This is a genomic window from Halovulum marinum (assembly GCF_009697225.1).
Taxonomy (GTDB): domain Bacteria; phylum Pseudomonadota; class Alphaproteobacteria; order Rhodobacterales; family Rhodobacteraceae; genus Halovulum; species Halovulum marinum.
The window spans coordinates 284,713-301,768 of record NZ_WIND01000003.1 but is presented as its reverse complement, the minus strand read 5'-3'; the positions used below and the strand labels follow the sequence as shown (position 1 = coordinate 301,768).

The 17,056-nt window shown below is 65.1% G+C and carries 14 protein-coding genes; 11 read left to right on the top strand and 3 right to left on the bottom strand.

The window, feature by feature from the left end:
• Window positions 1-2: 2 nt before the first annotated feature.
• Both xdhB and xdhA read right to left on the bottom strand, forming a co-directional pair.
• Window positions 3-2,321, bottom strand: a complete 2,319-nt coding sequence (gene xdhB / locus GE300_RS07035) for a xanthine dehydrogenase molybdopterin binding subunit (protein ID WP_154445842.1) — start codon at window positions 2,319-2,321, stop codon at window positions 3-5.
• A 22-nt stretch (window positions 2,322-2,343) separates the two neighbouring features.
• Entirely contained in the window at window positions 2,344-3,807 is a 1,464-nt protein-coding gene (gene xdhA / locus GE300_RS07030) for a xanthine dehydrogenase small subunit (protein ID WP_154445841.1), read from the bottom strand.
• Window positions 3,808-3,969: 162 nt separating this feature from the next.
• Here xdhA and GE300_RS07025 point away from each other — a divergent pair, with 162 nt between their 5' ends.
• Window positions 3,970-4,923, top strand: coding sequence for a LysR family transcriptional regulator (locus GE300_RS07025; protein WP_154445840.1), 954 nt, complete (start codon window positions 3,970-3,972; stop codon window positions 4,921-4,923).
• 10 nt (window positions 4,924-4,933) lie between these two features.
• Here GE300_RS07025 and GE300_RS07020 read toward each other — a convergent pair whose 3' ends face one another.
• Window positions 4,934-5,623, bottom strand: coding sequence for a GntR family transcriptional regulator (locus GE300_RS07020; RefSeq protein ID WP_154445839.1), 690 nt, complete (start codon window positions 5,621-5,623; stop codon window positions 4,934-4,936).
• Between the two features lie 129 nt (window positions 5,624-5,752).
• Between GE300_RS07020 and GE300_RS07015 the strand changes: the two genes are divergently transcribed.
• The 10 genes from GE300_RS07015 (at window position 5,753) to GE300_RS06970 (ending at window position 17,047) form a co-directional block, all read left to right on the top strand.
• The gene (locus GE300_RS07015; protein WP_154445838.1) at window positions 5,753-6,451 is read left to right on the top strand and encodes an aspartate/glutamate racemase family protein; all 699 of its coding nucleotides are present in this window, start codon (window positions 5,753-5,755) and stop codon (window positions 6,449-6,451) included.
• Between the two features lie 19 nt (window positions 6,452-6,470).
• Window positions 6,471-7,850: an NCS1 family transporter gene (locus GE300_RS07010; RefSeq protein ID WP_233416838.1), complete on the top strand. Its 1,380-nt coding sequence runs from the start codon at window positions 6,471-6,473 to the stop codon at window positions 7,848-7,850.
• Window positions 7,851-8,348: 498 nt separating this feature from the next.
• Window positions 8,349-9,377, top strand: a complete 1,029-nt coding sequence (locus tag GE300_RS07005; protein WP_154445837.1) for a LacI family DNA-binding transcriptional regulator — start codon at window positions 8,349-8,351, stop codon at window positions 9,375-9,377.
• Between the two features lie 144 nt (window positions 9,378-9,521).
• Complete coding sequence (locus tag GE300_RS07000) at window positions 9,522-10,772, top strand: ABC transporter substrate-binding protein (protein WP_233416837.1); 1,251 nt, start codon at window positions 9,522-9,524, stop codon at window positions 10,770-10,772.
• Window positions 10,773-10,896: 124 nt separating this feature from the next.
• On the top strand, window positions 10,897-11,790 hold the full coding sequence (locus tag GE300_RS06995) for a carbohydrate ABC transporter permease (RefSeq protein ID WP_233416836.1): 894 nt from the start codon (window positions 10,897-10,899) through the stop codon (window positions 11,788-11,790).
• Window positions 11,787-12,617: a carbohydrate ABC transporter permease gene (locus tag GE300_RS06990; RefSeq protein ID WP_325063135.1), complete on the top strand. Its 831-nt coding sequence runs from the start codon at window positions 11,787-11,789 to the stop codon at window positions 12,615-12,617. Before GE300_RS06995 ends, GE300_RS06990 begins: the two co-directional genes overlap by 4 nt.
• Window positions 12,618-12,621: 4 nt before the next feature.
• Window positions 12,622-14,262, top strand: a complete 1,641-nt coding sequence (locus GE300_RS06985) for a glycoside hydrolase family 43 protein (RefSeq protein WP_154445835.1) — start codon at window positions 12,622-12,624, stop codon at window positions 14,260-14,262.
• A 24-nt stretch (window positions 14,263-14,286) separates the two neighbouring features.
• Window positions 14,287-15,297, top strand: a complete 1,011-nt coding sequence (locus tag GE300_RS06980; protein WP_154445834.1) for an ABC transporter ATP-binding protein — start codon at window positions 14,287-14,289, stop codon at window positions 15,295-15,297.
• A complete protein-coding gene (locus GE300_RS06975) occupies window positions 15,294-16,403 on the top strand; it encodes a Gfo/Idh/MocA family protein (RefSeq protein ID WP_154445833.1) in 1,110 nt (369 codons plus the stop codon). The genes GE300_RS06980 and GE300_RS06975 overlap by 4 nt, the downstream gene beginning before the upstream one ends.
• Entirely contained in the window at window positions 16,400-17,047 is a 648-nt protein-coding gene (locus GE300_RS06970; RefSeq protein ID WP_154445832.1) for a ThuA domain-containing protein, read from the top strand. Before GE300_RS06975 ends, GE300_RS06970 begins: the two co-directional genes overlap by 4 nt.
• Window positions 17,048-17,056: the final 9 nt, after the last annotated feature.

Here is a 17,056-nt window from a genome sequence, read left to right as displayed (position 1 = left end):
ACTCAGGTTCCCGCCTGAAGCCGGGAGACGGCCATCAGCACCCGCTCGGGGGTCGCGGGCGCGTCGAGACGGGGACACACCCGGTAATCGGCGACCGACGCGACCGCCATCGACAATGCCTCGAACACCGAGACCCCTAGCATGAAGGGCGGCTCGCCGACGGCCTTCGAGCGCTTGATCGTCAACTCGCGGTTCTCGGACCAGTCCGCCAGGTTCACGTTGAAGATGCGCGGGCGGTCGGAGGCCAGCGGGATCTTGTAGGTCGAGGGCGCGTGCGTGCGCAGCCGGCCCTCGGCGTCCCACCAGAGTTCCTCGGTGGTCAGCCAGCCCATGCCCTGCACGAAGGCGCCCTCGACCTGCCCCTTGTCCAGCGCCGGGTTCAGCGATCGTCCCACGTCGTGCAGGATGTCGGTGCGGTCGACCCGGTACTCGCCGGTCAGCGTGTCGATGGTGACCTCGGAGCACGCCGCGCCGTAGGCGAAATAGTAGAACGGCCGCCCACAGCCCTTCTGCCGGTCCCAGTGGATCTTCGGGGTCTTGTAGAACCCGGCAGCGGAAAGCTGCACGCGGGCCATGTAGGCTTGCCGGATGAAGGCGTCGAACGACAGGACGACGTCGCCGATCCGGACCTCGTTCGGAAGGAACTCGACCGCATCGGGCTCGACCTCCCACTTCCGGGCCGCGAACGCGACCAGCCGCGCCTTGATCTGCTCGACCGCGTTCAACGCCGCCATGCCGTTCAGATCGGAGCCGGACGAGGCTGCAGTCGCCGAGGTGTTCGGCACCTTCTCGGTCGTGGTTCTGGTGATCTTGATCCGCTCGAAATCGATCTGGAAGGCGTCCGCCACGACCTGCGCGACCTTGGTGTTCAGGCCCTGGCCCATCTCGGTGCCGCCGTGATTCAGGTGAACCGATCCGTCGTTGTAGACATGCACCAGCGCACCGGCCTGATTGTACCAGGTCGCGGTGAACGAGATGCCGAACTTGACCGGGGTCAGCGCGATGCCCCGCTTCAGCACCGGCGAGTTCGCGTTGTCGGCGATGATCGCCTTGCGCCGCGCCCGGTAGTCCGCACCCGTCTCCAGCTCGCCCACCAGGCGGTCGAGGATGTTGTCCTCGACCTGTTGGTGATAGGGCGTCACATCGCGACCGTCCTGCCCGTAGAAATTGGCCTTGCGCACGTCCAGCGGATCCTGGCCGGTGGCGAAGGCGATCTCCTCGATCATGCGCTCGGCGACGATCACGCCCTGCGGGCCGCCGAAGCCGCGAAACGCGGTGTTGGAGACTGTATTGGTCTTCATCGGGTGCGATTCCAGTCGCACGTTCGGGTAGAAATAGGCGTTGTCGGCATGAAACAGCGCCCGGTCGGTCACCGGACCGGACAGATCGGCGGAAAAGCCGCAGCGGGCGGCGAAGCTGGCATCGACCGCATGGATGCGCCCGGCCTCGTCAAAGCCGATATCGTAGTCGACCACGAAATCGTGCCGCTTCCCGGTGGCAGTCATGTCCTGATCGCGGTCCGGGCGGATCTTCACCGCGCGGTTCCATTTCTTCGCGGCGATGGCGGCCACCGCGCAGAACAGGTTCATCTGGCTTTCCTTGCCGCCGAACCCGCCGCCCATCCGGCGCACGTTGACCGTCACCGCGTTCGACGGAACGCCGAGTACATGCGCCACCATATGCTGGGCCTCGGACGGGTGCTGCGTGGAGCAATGCACGACCACGTCGTCATCTTCGCCCGGGATCGCGAAGGCGATATGGCCCTCGAGATACATGTGGTCCTGGCCACCGATCCGCATGCGCGCGGTTATCCGGTGCGGCGCGGCGGCAAGGGCGGGGGCCACGTCGCCGCGCGCCAGCTTCAACGGCGCCGTCACGTAGGGATAGCCCGCCGCGCGGGCCGCAACGGGGTCGAGGGCGCAAGGAAGCGCCTCGCAGTCGACTCTGGCCAGCGCCGCCGCGCGGCGTGCGGCATCGCGGGTTTCGGCAACGACGGCGAACAGGGGCTGACCGTGAAACTGGATCTTGTCCGTGGGAAAGACGGGCTCGTCGTTTAGGCCCGTCGGGCTGATGTCGTTGATCCCCGGAATATCGGCGGCGGTCAGGACGCCGACGACGCCGGGCGCCCGCCGGACGGCCGCAAGATCGAGCCCGAGCAGCCTGGCATGGGCCACCTGCGAGACGCCGAGGTAGGCGTGCAGCGTCCCCTCCGGCATGGCGATGTCATCGGTGTAGTCCGCTGAACCGGACACGTGCTTTGCGGCGCTGTCGTGGATGCGGTCGTGATGCACCGCGCCCGAGATGATCGACATGTCCTTCATCGGCTTGTCCTTTCTCGTTCGGTTACGCGCGCGCCAGTTGCGCGGGCGCGGTCTCGGCCGCGTCGTGCTCCAGGAAGAAGCGCCGAAGCAGGTTTCCTGCGGCCAGCATCCGGTAGTCCGCCGAGGCGCGCCAATCGCTGAGCGGCGTGAAGTCCTGGCGAAGGGCCTCTGCCGCTGCGGCGAAAGCGGCCCCGGACCAGGGTTGCGACAGGAGCGCGGCTTCTGCGGCCTTCGCGCGTTTCGGCGTGCCGGCCATGCCGCCGAACGCGATCCGGCAGGCGGTGATCCTGTCGTTCGTGACGGTCACGCTGATCCCGGCGGCCACGGAAGAGATGTCCTCGTCGCGGCGCTTGGAGATCTTGTAGGCCGCATCGCGCTGGCCGGGGCGGGGCAGGGGAATGCCGATCTGCTCGACGAATTCGCCCGGTGCGCGGTCCTGCTTGCCGTACTCGATGAAGAACGATTCCAGCGGCAGCATCCGGCGCGCGGCGCCGCGCCGCAGGGTGATCTCCGCGCCAAGCGCGATCAGGACCGGCGGGGTGTCTCCGATCGGCGAGCCGTTGGCGATGTTGCCCCCGACGGTGCCCATGTTGCGCACCTGCCAGCCGGCGATGCGGTCCCAGTAGGCGGCCAGGTGCGGGAAATGCCGGATCAGCTGGTCTTGGCACTCGGTGTAGCTGGCGCCGGCGCCGATCGTCAGGGTGTCGCCCGCGACGGTCACGGTCTTCAGCTCGTCCAGGTGGCCAGTGAAGATCGCCGGTCCGATGGGGCGCAGCAATTTCGTCACCCAGAGCCCGACATCGGTGGCTCCGGCGACGATGGTCGCGCCGGGATTTTCGACCAGGCACTCCGCCAGATCGTCGGTGTCCGCGGGCAGGATGCTCTGGTTGTCGGTAGGTCCCGTGACGACGCGGCAGCCATCGTGCAGGGCCTTGAGCCGGGCGGTGATGTCATCGCGCTCCCGGTTGATCGGGTCGGCCGCCGGCGAGCCGTAGCGGCTTATGGCGATCGCGGCGCGGATGATGGGGGAATAGCCGGTGCAGCGGCATAGGTTGCCCTGCAGGGCGGTTTCCACCTGAGCCTCGCTCGGCTCCGGCACCTCCATCCAGAGGGCGTAAAGCGACATGACGAACCCCGGAGTGCAGAAGCCGCACTGCGTTCCGTGGTGGTCCACAAGTGCCTGCTGCACCGGGTGCAGCTGCCCGTCACGACCTGCCAGATGCTCCACGGTGACGACATGGCAGCCGTCGACCGAGGCCAGGAACCGGATGCAGGCGTTGACCGGGGCGTGGACGAGGCGACCTTGCGTCAGGCGTCCGACAAGTACCGTGCAGGCCCCGCAGTCGCCTTCGGCGCAGCCTTCCTTGGTTCCGGTCAGGCGCCGATCGAGTCGAAGGAAATCGAGAAGGGTCCGATCGGCGCCGACATCGGCAAGGGCCACGTCGCGCCCGTTCAGAACAAATCGAATCTCGGAACGCAGTGTCATCCTCGTCTCCCGCTGAACGTGGTCGGAATGCTGATCTGACGAAGACCTTAGGCGAAATGATTACCTCTCAGAACATCCGGAAACGGCAAATTCTTTCAACGCTTCGTTGAAACTGAACCGGCGCTCTGCAAAGCTGGCGCCAGGCAGTCAGAGAGGGCGGACATGTCCTACGTCGAGAGTCTGCGCGTTTTCGTCCGGGTCGTGGAACTCGGCAGCATCACGTCCGGAGGGCGTGCCCTGCGGCTGACCCCGGCCGTGGCGAGCAAGCGCATCAAGGAACTGGAGAACCGGCTGGGCGTGCGGCTTTTCAATCGCACCACCAGGTCGATCACCACAACCGAGGTCGGCCGGGTGTTCTACGAGGATGCGCAGGCGGTCCTGGCGGCGCTGGAATCCGCGGAGGCTCGGGTCGCCAGCTTTTCCGAAAATCCCCGGGGCGCGGTGCGCGTCACCGCACCCCTGGGCGTGGGCCGGCGCATCGTCGCGCCGTTCGTGCCGAGCTTCAACGAGAAATACCCGGAGATAGAGGTGCGGATGCGGTTGTCCGACCGGCGGGTCGACATCCTCGCCGATGGTCAGGATCTGGCGTTCTTTGTCGGGGCGCCGCAGGACAGCAACATGAAGCTTCGGAAGATCGCCGACTGCGCCCGCGTGCTGTGCGCGGCGCCGCGCTACCTTTCGACTTTCGGGACACCGGCGCAGCCCGAGGACCTGCTCGACCAGAACCACAACTGCCTGTTGCTGCGCTACCCGCGCTCGCCGGAGTATTTCTGGACCCTCAACTCTGCCGGCGGTCCGATCAAGCTGGAGGTGCGCGGCAAGTTCGACGCCGATGACGGCGACGTTCTGACGGATTGGGCACTGGCGGGTTGCGGGATCGTCAACAAGCCCCGGTTCGACGTCGCGGAATACCTTGCGAACGGAAGTCTCGTGGAAGTGCTGCCGGACACCCCTCCGCTGCCGAGCATCTTCGGGTGCCTGTACCCGCACAAGAAGCTGCAGGACCCCAAGGTTCGACTGTTCGTCGAGCATATCATTTCCCGCAGCAAGGCGGTGCTTTCAGCCGGGAAGGTCGCGCCCGACAAGCGCGCCGAGCGCGGGGTCCACTCCGGCTGAAACCGGTGCGTCAGCCGGTCCCGCCTTTCCGCGCCAGAAGCTGACTTCGAAGGCTCGAGGATGACGGCTTCGCTTCCGAGAAACTGACCCCGGCCTCGAGATGTCGAAGATGTGCGTCCATGGCGGCGACGAGGCCTTCGGCATCGCCGCTTTCAAGGGCATCGACGATCGGGCTGTGATCGTCGTCCGCGCAGCTCGATCCCGGTCCGGTCCCGTACAGGCCGATGATCAGCGTCGTGCGCATCGTGAGCTCGGCGAGCATGCGCTCCAGCACCTCGTTGCCCGCGATGCGCGCGATATCGATATGGAACGCGCGGGACAACCGAAGCTCCTCAGGTTGATGCCCGTCCTCGTGGGCCCGCACCTCGGCGGCGATGTTGCATCGCAGCCGGGTGATATCCTGCGCGCTCGCGCGGCCGGCCGCCTTGCGCGCGATCGTCCGCTCGATGGCGCGCCGCGCCTCGAACACGTCCTTCGCCTCCTCCGGCGTCGGTGAGCTCACGAAGGCCCCGCGGTTCGGCCGCAGTTCCACGACATGCAGGGCGGCAAGCGAGGCGAGCGCGCGGCGGACGTTGGCCCGGTTGCACGCGAACACCTCGCTCAGGTCCTGCTCGCCGAGCTTGGTGCCTGCCGGCAGGCGTTGCTCCGAGATCGCGTCGATAACCGACGCGACGATCCTGTCTTCGGGCGATTCGCTCATCTCTGGTCCGTGTTTGCGCTCAGACCATGATTTAGGTCGCGCTCAATCTGTTGACAATCCTGAGAAAATAAAAAGCTTGCTTCGTGTCGTTCAGGATTGTTAACAATTTTGGATAACGAAGGAGTAGCCATGAACATTCTCGTCGTCAATCCGAACTCGACCGTGGCGATGACGCGCAAGATCGTCGCCGCGGCGCAGAAGGCCGCCGGAACCGGCGTCACCATCACCGGGGCGACCGCGTCGGGCACCCCCGCCAGCATCGAGGGCCACTACGACGAGGCGATGTCGGTGCCGGGCCTTCTCGCCTGCGTCGAGAACGCCGAGGCCCAGGGCGTCGACGGCATCGTGGTCGCCTGTTTCGACGATCCCGGCATCGGCGCCTGCCGCGAGATCGCCACCGGACCCGTGCTGGGCCTCTGTGAGGCGGCGGTGAAGGCGGCCAGCATGCTCGCGACCTCGTTCACGGTGGTGACCACGCTGCCCCGTTCCGTGCCCGTGATCGAACGGCTGGTTCACGGCTACGGCCTGTCGCATCAATGCCGGCGGGTCCGGTCGGCGCAGATCCCGGTGCTGGCGCTGGAGGACCCCGGATCGAACGCTCGCGACAAGGTTCGCGCCGAGATCCTGCGCGCCGTCGAGGAAGACCGCTGTGAGGCGGTGGTTCTCGGCTGCGCCGGAATGGCCGACCTGGCCCAGTGGCTCAGCGCGGAGACCGGCGTGCCGGTCATCGACGGCGTCGGCGTGGCAACCCGCATGGTCGAGGCGCTTGTCGCGTGCGGTCTGAAGACCAGCAAGATCAACGGCTATTCCCGCCCAAACACAAAATAACTTGACCCAGGAGGAAACCATGACGGCAACTGAACCGCATCCGGAGACGGCATTCGCCCCGCTCGGGGATCACGTGAGCCATATCGAAACGAAGGCCATCGGCGAGGAAAGCCTGGCGCCCCAGGAAACACGGATCATGGACCCGTGGTCCTATCTGTTCGCCTGGCTCGGCGGTTGCGTCTCGATCGGGACGTTCACCATCGGTTCGGGGCTGGTCGGAACGCTGAACCTGCTGCAGACCGTCGTGGCCATCGCGATCGGCTGCGCGGTGATCGGCGTCGCGCTGATGATCAACGGGCAGGCCGGGCACAAGTACGGCATCCCGTTCATGGTGCAGGCGCGGTCGGCGTTCGGATTCGCCGGAACCCGCATCCCGGCGCTGGTGCGCTCGGTGCCGGCGATCGTCTGGTTCGGTTTCCAAAGCTGGATCGGCGCCGGGGCGCTGAACCTCGTCTCGGCGACGCTCTTCGGCTACGACAACATGGTCGTCTTCTTCATCGGCTTCCAGTTCCTGCAGATCGGCCTGTCGGTCCTCGGCTTCCACGGCATCAAGTGGCTCGAGAACATCGGCTCGGTGTTCATCATCGGCTCGCTCGTCTATATGTTCTTCAGCGTGATCGGCAAATACGGCGACGAGATCATGACCAACCTCGTCAATGTCGAGGGGACCTGGGGCGCACCGTTCTGGGGCGCGACGATGCTGTTCCTGGGCATCTACTCCACGATGATGCTGAACGTATCCGACTATTCGCGCGAGCTGCGCCGCAACGTCGGCCCGTTCCGCCAGGTGGTGATCTACGCCAACTCGATCCTGCCGGCGACGCTTTTCATGGGCCTGATCGGCCTGATGGTGTCGGGCGCAACCGGAGAGGTGGATCCGATCAAGGTATTCTCGAGCGCCGTGGACAACAAGCCGCTGCTGGTCGCCACGCTCCTGTTCATCGCCTTCGCGCAGGTCACCACCAATATCCTCAACAATGTGGTGCCGCCGGCCTACGCGCTGATGGACGTGTTCAAGATCAACTTCAAGACCGCGGCCGTGATCGTCGGCCTTCTGGCCTTCGCGACCTTTCCGTGGGAGCTGGTCAAGGACGAATCCGCGGCAGGTCTGGGCCTGTTCATCCAGACCTACTCGGCCTTCCTGGGTCCGATCTTCGCGATCCTCGTCGTCGATTACTTCGTGCTGCGCAGGCAGACGCTGGACATCGACAAGCTCTACGACGCGGACGGCCCCTACCGGGGCGTGAACTGGGCGGCGGTCATCGCCATGGCGATCGGTGTCGGAGCCGCGCTGACCTTCTCGGCCCTCTCGTGGTACGCCAGCCTCCTGCCCGCAGGCATCGCGTACTTCCTGCTGATGAAGCACCTGCCGAGCGCCAGGCGCTTTCTAGACGCCTGAACGCTACGTCTCGAGGCCGAGCCTGCCAGGGCGGTGGGCTCGGCCATTCTTTTGTGCCGGGGCAGCCGTCCGATCAATCCGGCACGCCCGCACCGGGTTCGGCAGACCGGCTCAAGTTCCGGACAGTTGCCTGGCCCTACATCCCGGCCTTGTTGCGCGCCTTCCTCAATTCTGAAGCAAGGAAGCGATGATGACATCAGCATGTTCCGCGAAGTTACAAGCCGCGAAGCGGTCGCGAAGGTCATCGCCCGAAGGTACTTCGCCAAAAGATCGGGATAAGCTCGAGGTCGGCCAACACTCACTCTGCGGGTGGGAAGGGGATTTTTCGAAGGGCGATCGGAAAGCCAGGATCAATTTCCAAGCGCGGCGCTGACGATACCGGCAGACCTGATGGACTGATGGCGTTTTGCTCGCATCCGGAAGGAACGTACCCGTTGTATTTGTGAGCAAATTTGGTGTACGGTCCTCATTGCCGCAGTTGCAAGATTGAGAGCCCGAATGATCCGCCCCACGATCCACGATGTCGCCAGAACCGCCGGTGTCAGTTTGTCGACCGTCGACCGGGTCCTGAATGGCCGGCCCGGAGTGCGCTCGTCCACGCTTGCGCGCGTAGCCGAAGCGATGCGCGAACTGGGCTATGAGCGGGACATCGCTGCCGCGAACCTGTCCAAGCAGCGCATCTATCGGTTCAGCTTCATCATTCCTGAGGGTCCCAATACCTTCATGCGGGGGCTGCAATCCGAGATCGAGGGGTTCAGCGCGGAAGCGGCACGCAATCGCGTCGAGATCCGGGTGGAGACGGTGCCGCCGTTCGATGGCGCCGCGTTGGTCTCGCGGCTCGAGGCACTGAATCCGGCCGAGGTAGACGGCGTGGCAGTGGTCGCGACCGACGACGCCAGGGTGGCCGATGCCTTTGCGCGTGCGGTGCGCCGGGGAATACAGGTCATCACCCTTGTCTCTGATCTGCCGGCTTCGGATCGGCGTTATTTTGTGGGGGTCGACAATGTCGTCGCCGGCCGGACCGCCGCCGGCCTTCTCGGTCGTTTCTGCCGCGACCGTCCGGGAAGGATTGCGGTCGTTGCCGGCTCGATGGTCGTGCGCGACCATGCGGAGCGGCGGCTCGGATTCGAGCAGGTCATGCGCGGCGAATTCTCCCGGCTTGAGGTGCATCCCACGATAGAGGGGCGCGATGACGCGGATATCGTGGCGCGCGAGCTCGGCTCGGTGCTCGAAAGGCATCCGGACGTGGTGGGGATCTACAGCCTTGGCGCCGGAAATCGCGGGATCATTCGCGCGGTTTCGGCTGTGACGCCCGATATCCGGCCGGCAATCGTCGTCCACGAACTGACCCCTCACACCCGGGAGGCGCTGCTGTCCGGTCTGTTCGACGCCGCGATCAACCAGAACGCGGCGCGCGAGGTTCGCAGTGCGGTCCGTATCCTGCGCGCGCTGATCGACGGCGCTGCCATCGATCGGTCTCAGGAAAACATCGGCGTCGAGATCTTCCTGCGCGACAATCTTCCCTGACGTTGCCCGAACCGACAGGCCTCAAGAAAGGGGATTTTGTTTTGACTATTTTTGACGTACGTTGCTCAAAGTTGATTCCATGCGGTCGCCGCACTGGGTGCAGGCGGACCGCGACATCCGAGGGAGGAAAGCATGAAGAGGACTATGAGCCTGGCAGCGGTGTTCGCCGCCGCCGTCGGAGCCTGTTCCGCCGCAGCGCAAACCGAAGTGACGGTTCTGCGAGTTCAGCCCGGCGATCAGGAGGAGGCCTTCTACCGGCGCGTCGCGCAGGACTACGAGGCACAGAACCCCGGCGTGAAGGTGGTCTTCGAGTTCATTGCGAACGAAGCCTACAAGTCGAAGCTGCCGACTTTGCTGCAATCCGATGCGCGGCCCGACATCTTCTACAGCTGGGGCGGCGAGACGCTGGTCGACCAGGCCAATGCCGGATTTCTGGCCGATATCACCGAGCAGGTGCCGGCCGAGATCAAGGCCACCTTTCCGGAAGCGGCGCTCGAGGCCTATACGGTCGACGGCCAGCTGCGCGGCCTGCCGCTCTATGCGACCGAGGTCGTCTTCTGGGTGAATACCGACCTGACCGAACAGGCAGGCGTCGATCACACGGCAATCGAGACGTGGCAGGACTTCCTCGATGCGGTGACCGTCCTGAAGGAGGCGGGCGTCACGCCGATCATCGCCGGCGGTCAGGACAAGTGGCCGCTTCATTTCTACTGGAGCTATCTGGCGCTGCGCGAAGGCGGGCCGAATGTCGTGACCACCGCAATGTCCGGTGAAGAAGGCGGCTTCGAGAACGAAGCTTTCGTCGAGGCCGGCGCAGAGTTCCAGAAGCTGGCCGAGTTGGATCCGTTCCAGCCTGGCTTCATGGGGACCACCTATGAGACTGCGAGCGGCATGTTCGCCGACGGCAAGGGCGCGTTCCATTTGATGGGCGACTGGGATTACCTGCCCATGCGCGCTCGGTCCACCAGTGGCGAAGGCCTTTCGGACGAACAGCTTGCCATCATCCAGTTCCCTGTCGTCGAGGGCCCGGTTGCCGAAGGTGGTGACAAGGCCACGCTCGGCGGGATCAACGGCTGGGCGGTGTCGCACTCAGCCGAACCCGAGGCTGTCGACTTCCTGACTTTCCTTCTGAACGGAGAGCATCAGCGCGAGATTGCCGAGAAAGGCATCTTCATTCCGATCGTGAAGGGGGCCGGCGAGGCGCTGGAGAACCCGTTCTTCCAGAAGGTCGCGCAGGACATTGCAGAATCGAGCTACCATCAGGTGTTCCTCGACCAGTTCCTGGGTGCCTCTGTCGGCGCAACCGTGAACGATATCTCTGCGGACCTTGCGCAGGGCGCCATCACTCCCGATGAGGCTGCTGCCCAGGTCCAGGAGGCGTGGGACTTCCGCTAATCGCAAAGCGGCGCGCGCTGCCCTCGGCGGCGCGCGCTTCGTGCAACCACCTATGCAAGTGAGGATGGGCATGGCGGCTTCCGCCCCCAGTCAAGTCTACTCTGCACCCGGTCGGCGCCTGTCGTTGACCGAGCGCCTGCGCCTCGGGCTCAACAACGGCCGGATATCGGCAACGCTGATCCTGTTGCCGCCCGCGCTCATCCTGTTCACTCTGTTCGTGATGCTGCCGCTGGGCGAGTCGTTCTACTATTCCTTCTTCAACTGGAACGGCTATGGCGTGCCGACCGACTTCGTCGGGCTGCAGAACTACCAGCGGATCGCCGATCATTCTGTCTTCCATGTCGCGGTCGGCAACACCGTGAAGATCGTCGCCGTCTCACTTTTCCTGCAGATGCCGCTGGCGTTGCTGCTGGCACTGCTGATCTACCGCAAGACCCCGACCAACGCCTTTTTCCGGCTCGTGTTCTTCCTGCCCTATATCCTGGCCGAGGTCGCGGCCGGACTGATCTGGAGTTTCGTTTTCGACGGCAACTACGGGGTCAGCGCCTCGCTTGCGCAGTCTCTCGGCACCGAGCCGTTCTTCATCCTCGCCGATCGCGATTGGGCGTTCGTCGCCGTCATGACGGTCATCGTGTGGAAGTACTTCGGCTTTCACATGATGATCTACATCGCCGCCCTTCAGGGTGTGCCCGAGGATCTGGTCGAAGCCGCACGCATCGAGGGGGCGAAGCGACCGCAGATCGTCCGGTACGTGCTGGTGCCGCAGATCAAGCCGGCCATCATCGTCAGCGCCTTCTTCGCGATCATCGGCGCGCTGCAGGTGTTCGACCTCATCATCCCGCTGACCAATGGCGGCCCGTCGAACCAGACCCACACGATTGTCACCTATCTCTACACCTTCGGACTGACCCGGCTGAACATCGGCTTCGGCAGCGCCGTCGGCGTGATCCTGTTCATCGTGGCGATCACCGTGGCCGTGTTCTACCAGCGCTTCTTCATGAAACGGGGGCAATCGTGACCCGCGCCAACATCACCCGAAACATCCTGCGCGTGGCGTTCCTGTGCTTCGTGGCGAGCTTCGTGCTCGCGCCCATGCTCGCCACCGTCTTCGGCGGCTTCAAGACAAATGCCGAGATCCGTACCAGCGCGTTCGCTCTTCCCGACAGCTGGAACTGGGAATTCTACGGCGCAATCGTGAGCGACCCGGCCTTCTGGCGCTATCTCGGCAACTCGCTGATGATCTCGTCGCTGGCAGTGGTGTTGACGCTGATCGTGGGCGCGGCCGCCGCGTATGTGTTCGCCCAGATCCGCTTCTTCGGCTCACGGATGCTGTTCTCCTACCTTCTACTGGGGCTGATGTTTCCGTTTGCGACGGCAATCCTGCCGCTGTTCGTCAAGGTGCGCGACATCGGCCTGCTCGATACCTACTGGGCGGTGATCCTGCCGCAGGCGGCGTTCAGCCTTTCGCTGGCCATTCTGCTGTTCCGAACGTTCTTCGAGCAGTTGCCGAAGGAGCTGTTCGAGGCCGCCTATATCGACGGTTGCGGCTATGTGAGATTTTTCTTCCGCTTCACGCTGCCGCTGTCGACGCCGATCCTCGCGACCGTCGGGGTGTTCGTCTTCGTGCAGAGCTGGAACAACTTCCTGCTTCCGCTGGTGGTGCTGAATTCCCGCGAAGTGTTCACCTGGCCGCTCGGGATGATGCAGTTCCGCGGCGAATACGTGACCGAGTGGAACCAGACGCTCGCCTTCGTCACGCTGACCATCGTGCCGGCGATCATCTTCTTTCTGGCAGCGCAGAAGTACATCGTCGCGGGCCTGACCGGCGGCGCCGTGAAGGGATAAGGCCATGACCTCCATCGAAAATCCCATATTGCCGGGGTTCAACCCGGACCCCTCGATCGTTCGCGCGGGCGATGACTACTACATCGCCACATCCACCTTCGAATGGTTCCCGGGGGTCCAGATCCATCACTCGCGCGATCTCGTGAACTGGCGGGTGATTTCCCGCCCGCTCGATCGCGCCAGCCAGCTCGACATGCGCGGCGACCCGGATTCGGGCGGAGTATGGGCGCCCTGCCTGAGCCATGCCGACGGGCAGTTCTGGCTGATCTATACAGACGTGAAGCGGCGCGACGGCGCCTGGAAGGACTCCCACAACTATCTTGTCACCGCGCCCGCGATCGAAGGACCGTGGTCGGATCCGATCTATCTGAACTCGTCCGGTTTCGATCCGTCGCTGTTTCATGACGAAGACGGCCGGAAATGGCTGCTCAACATGATCTGGGATCACAACCGGACCGGCGGCGACCGTTTCGGCGGGATCGTGATGCAGGAGTACGCCCCTGCCGAGCGGCGGTTGGTCGGGCCGGTGACGAACATCTACTGCGGCACCGAACTCAGGCTGACCGAGGGGCCGCATCTCTACCGCCGCGACGGATGGTACTATCTGCTGACGGCGGAAGGCGGCACCGGCTACGATCACGCGGTGACGATGGCGCGGTCGCGCAACTTGACGGGCCCCTACGAGACCGATCCGGCCGGGCACGTCCTGACCGCGAAGGACGCGCCGGACGCGTTGCTGCAGCGTGCGGGCCATGCCGACATCGTCGAGACGCAGACCGGCGAGTTCTACATGGTACACCTGTGTTCGCGACCGCTGGACGAGACGCGCCGCAAGCCTGCGGGCCCTGGCGCGGGGATCCATGCCGACGACGTGCGGCGTTCGCCGCTCGGTCGCGAGACGGCAATTCAGAAACTCGTGTGGGAGGAAGGGGCCTTTCCGCGTCTCGCCCACGGCGGCAACGTTCCGGCGGCGCGCGTCGATGCCCCCGACCTGCCGGAGCACCGTTTCGACGCTGAGCCGACGTTGACCCGGTTCGCGCCCGGGCCGCTGCCGGACGGGTTCCAGTGGCTGCGCACGCCCGAACCCGCGCGCCTCTTTTCGCTCACGGACCGACCCGGCGCGCTGCGCCTGTTCGGCCGCGAGTCGCCTGGCTCGCAGTTCGAGCACGCGCTGGTGGCCAGACGTCAGACCGACCTGGCCTTCCGCGCAGAGACCGAGGTCGACGTCCAGCCCGGCGACTATCAGCACTTTGCAGGACTGATCGCATGGTATGGCCGCTTCAAGTTCCACTACCTTGCTGTTACGGCGGACCGCGCTGGCGACCGGGTTCTGACGGTCTACAGCTGCCCTGCCGACTGGCCGGACGCGCGGGTTGAGTACCCGGTCCAGCCGATCCCACTTCCGGCGGACGGGCCGGTGCGGCTGGGCTGCGACGTCGATGGCAGCGAACTCCGGTTCCGCTTCGCCGCGGGCGGCGACTGGCGGGATCTTGGCATCGTGCTGGACCAGTCCGCGATCTCGGACGAGGCCGGCAACGGGCCCGGCAACAACTTCACCGGAGCGTTCGTGGGCATGTGCGCCCACGATACCTCGGGCCGTGGTCGACCGGCCGATTTCCTCCACTTCCTCTACGAGGCCCGGTGATGTCCGGCGCAAGGAGTCGTCTATATGGCTGAAGTCCGCCTCCAGAACGTCAACAAGTCGTTCGGCAATGTTACCGTGATCCCGGATCTGAACCTGACGGTTCCGGACGGATCCTTTACCGTTCTGGTCGGCCCGTCCGGCTGCGGCAAGAGCACTCTGCTGCGCACCATAGCCGGTCTCGAAATGCCCACGTCAGGGCAGGTTCTGATCGGCGGCGAGGACGTGACTCTGCAGGAGCCGTCGAACCGGGGCATCTCGATGGTGTTCCAGTCCTATGCGCTCTACCCGCACATGACCGTCGAGCAGAACATTGATTTCGGCCTGCGCCTCGCGAAGATCCCGGCCGCCGAGCGGAAGGAGCGCGTGGCCGAGGCCGCCCGGATCCTGGCCCTGCAGGACCATCTGGATCGCAGACCGGGCCAGCTTTCGGGGGGGCAGCGCCAGCGCGTCGCCATCGGCCGCTCGATCGTGCGCCACCCCAAGGTGTTCCTCTTTGACGAGCCGCTGTCCAACCTCGATGCCGCACTGCGCACGCAGATGCGTGTGGAACTGGCGCAATTGCACCAGTCGATAGACGCCACGATGATCTACGTCACCCATGACCAGGTCGAGGCAATGACCCTCGCCGATCAGATCGTGGTGATGAACGCCGGTCGGATCGAACAGGTCGGCCCGCCTATGGAACTGTATGAAGCGCCGCAAACCGAGTTCGTCGCCAGCTTCATCGGCTCGCCGAAAATGAACCTGCTGCCGGGCTCGGCCATCGCGCGCGACGACGTGCGTACCGTCGGGATCCGGCCGGAACACATCCTGGTCGACCGGACCGGCGGCGACTGGGCGGCCAGGACACAGGTCGTCGAAACGCTGGGCGCGGATACGATCGCCTATATGGTCGCTGACGGTCTGGGCGACGTGACGGTGCGCCTGCCCGGACATGTACGCCTGAAAGCGGGCGAGCAACTTTATCTCACACCAGAACGGCAGAACCTGCATCTGTTCGGGCAGGACGGACGGCGAATGAAGGAGGCGGCATGAAACCCCTTGGAGTAGGGATCGTCGGCTGCGGCGTGATCAGCGACATCTATCTCGCCAACGCTGCGCTGTTCCCGCAGATTGCGCTTCGCGCCGTTGCCGATCTGCGCCCCGAAGCCGCGGCAGAAAAGGCCGCCGCCCACGGTGTCGACGCTGTGTCGGTCGCGCAACTCATGGCGCGCGACGACATCGACATTGTGCTCAATCTCACCATACCGGCCGCGCATGTCGAAATCGGCCTTGCCGCGCTGGAAGCGGGCAAACACGTCTACTCGGAAAAGCCGCTGGCGGGCAGCGTGAGCGAGGCGCGGCGCCTGCTCGACGCGGCCGAGGCACGCGGCCTTCGCGTCGGCTGTGCGCCGGATACGTTTCTCGGCGGCGGCCACCAGACCGCCCGCGCGCTGTTGGACGGCGGTCTGATTGGCGCCCCGACCGCCGGAACCGCGACACTGATGCTTCCCGGGCATGAGCGCTGGCATCCGAACCCGGATTTCTACTACGCCGGTCCTGGTGCCGGGCCGCTTTTCGACATGGGCCCATACTACATCACCGGCATGGTCAACCTTCTCGGGCCGGCGCGGCGCGTTGCGGCCTTTGGCGTGCGCGCACGCGATCGTCGGACGATCGCGACCGGCCCACGGGCGGGCGCAACCGTTCCGGTCGATGTTGCGACCCATGTCGCCGGCGTGATGGAGTTCGCGTCGGGTGCCGTGGTTCAGATCGCGACCAGCTTCGATGTTCCGGCGCACCAGCACAAACCGCTCGAGCTGTACGGAACCGAAGGATCGCTGCTGATCCCCGATCCGAACCGGTTCGACGGCGACGTCGAAATGTTCGACGGCGCCTGGGCGGTACAGCCGATGACCCATGGTCATGGCGACGGAAACTATCGCGGCCTGGGCCTTGCGGACATGGCGGCGGCAATTGCGGAGAACCGACCGCACGCTGCCAGCGGCGCGCTGGCGCTGCACGTTCTCGAGGCGATGGAGGCGCTTCTGGCTTCGTCGGACTCCGGCCGGGCGATTGAACTCTCGACAACCTGCGATCGGCCGGCAGCCCTCGCGCCCGGCGCAGCGGTCGGCGTAATTCGAACTGTGGAGACGATATGAGCAATCGACAGGCCCTTATCTTCTGGGGCGGATGGGAAGGCCATGAACCCGAGGCCTGCTCTCGGATAGTGGACGAAATGCTGACCGAGAGCGGCTTCCAGGTCCGTCGCGAGCAGGGCACGGACGTGCTTGGCGAGGGCGATCTTGGCCGGTACGACCTTATCGTGCCGATGATCACCCAGGTGCAGGTCGAAAAGGAGCCGCTGCAGAACCTCATCGCGGCGGTCGAAGCGGGCACCGGTCTGGGCGGGCACCACGGCGGTATGGCCGACGCGTTCCGGATGGAGCCGGCCTACCAGTTCATGGTCGGCGGCCAGTGGGTCGCGCACCCCGGCGACATCATCGACTATCGCGTCGACATCAACAGGCCGGACGACCCCATCGTTGCCGGTATCGCAGACTTCGACTACCGGTCGGAACAGTACTTCATGCACGTCGACCCCGGCATCGAAGTGCTGGCGAGCACGACCTTCTCGGGCGAACATGCTCCCTGGACCTCGGGGGTGGTGATGCCGGTGGTCTGGAAGCATCGCTACGGCGCCGGACGGGTCTTCTATTCGGCGCTCGGCCATGTCGCTGCCGAGTTCGACGTGCCGCCAATGAAGGAGATTCTGCGCCGCGGTCTGCTCTGGGCTGCGCGCTGATCCATGGCG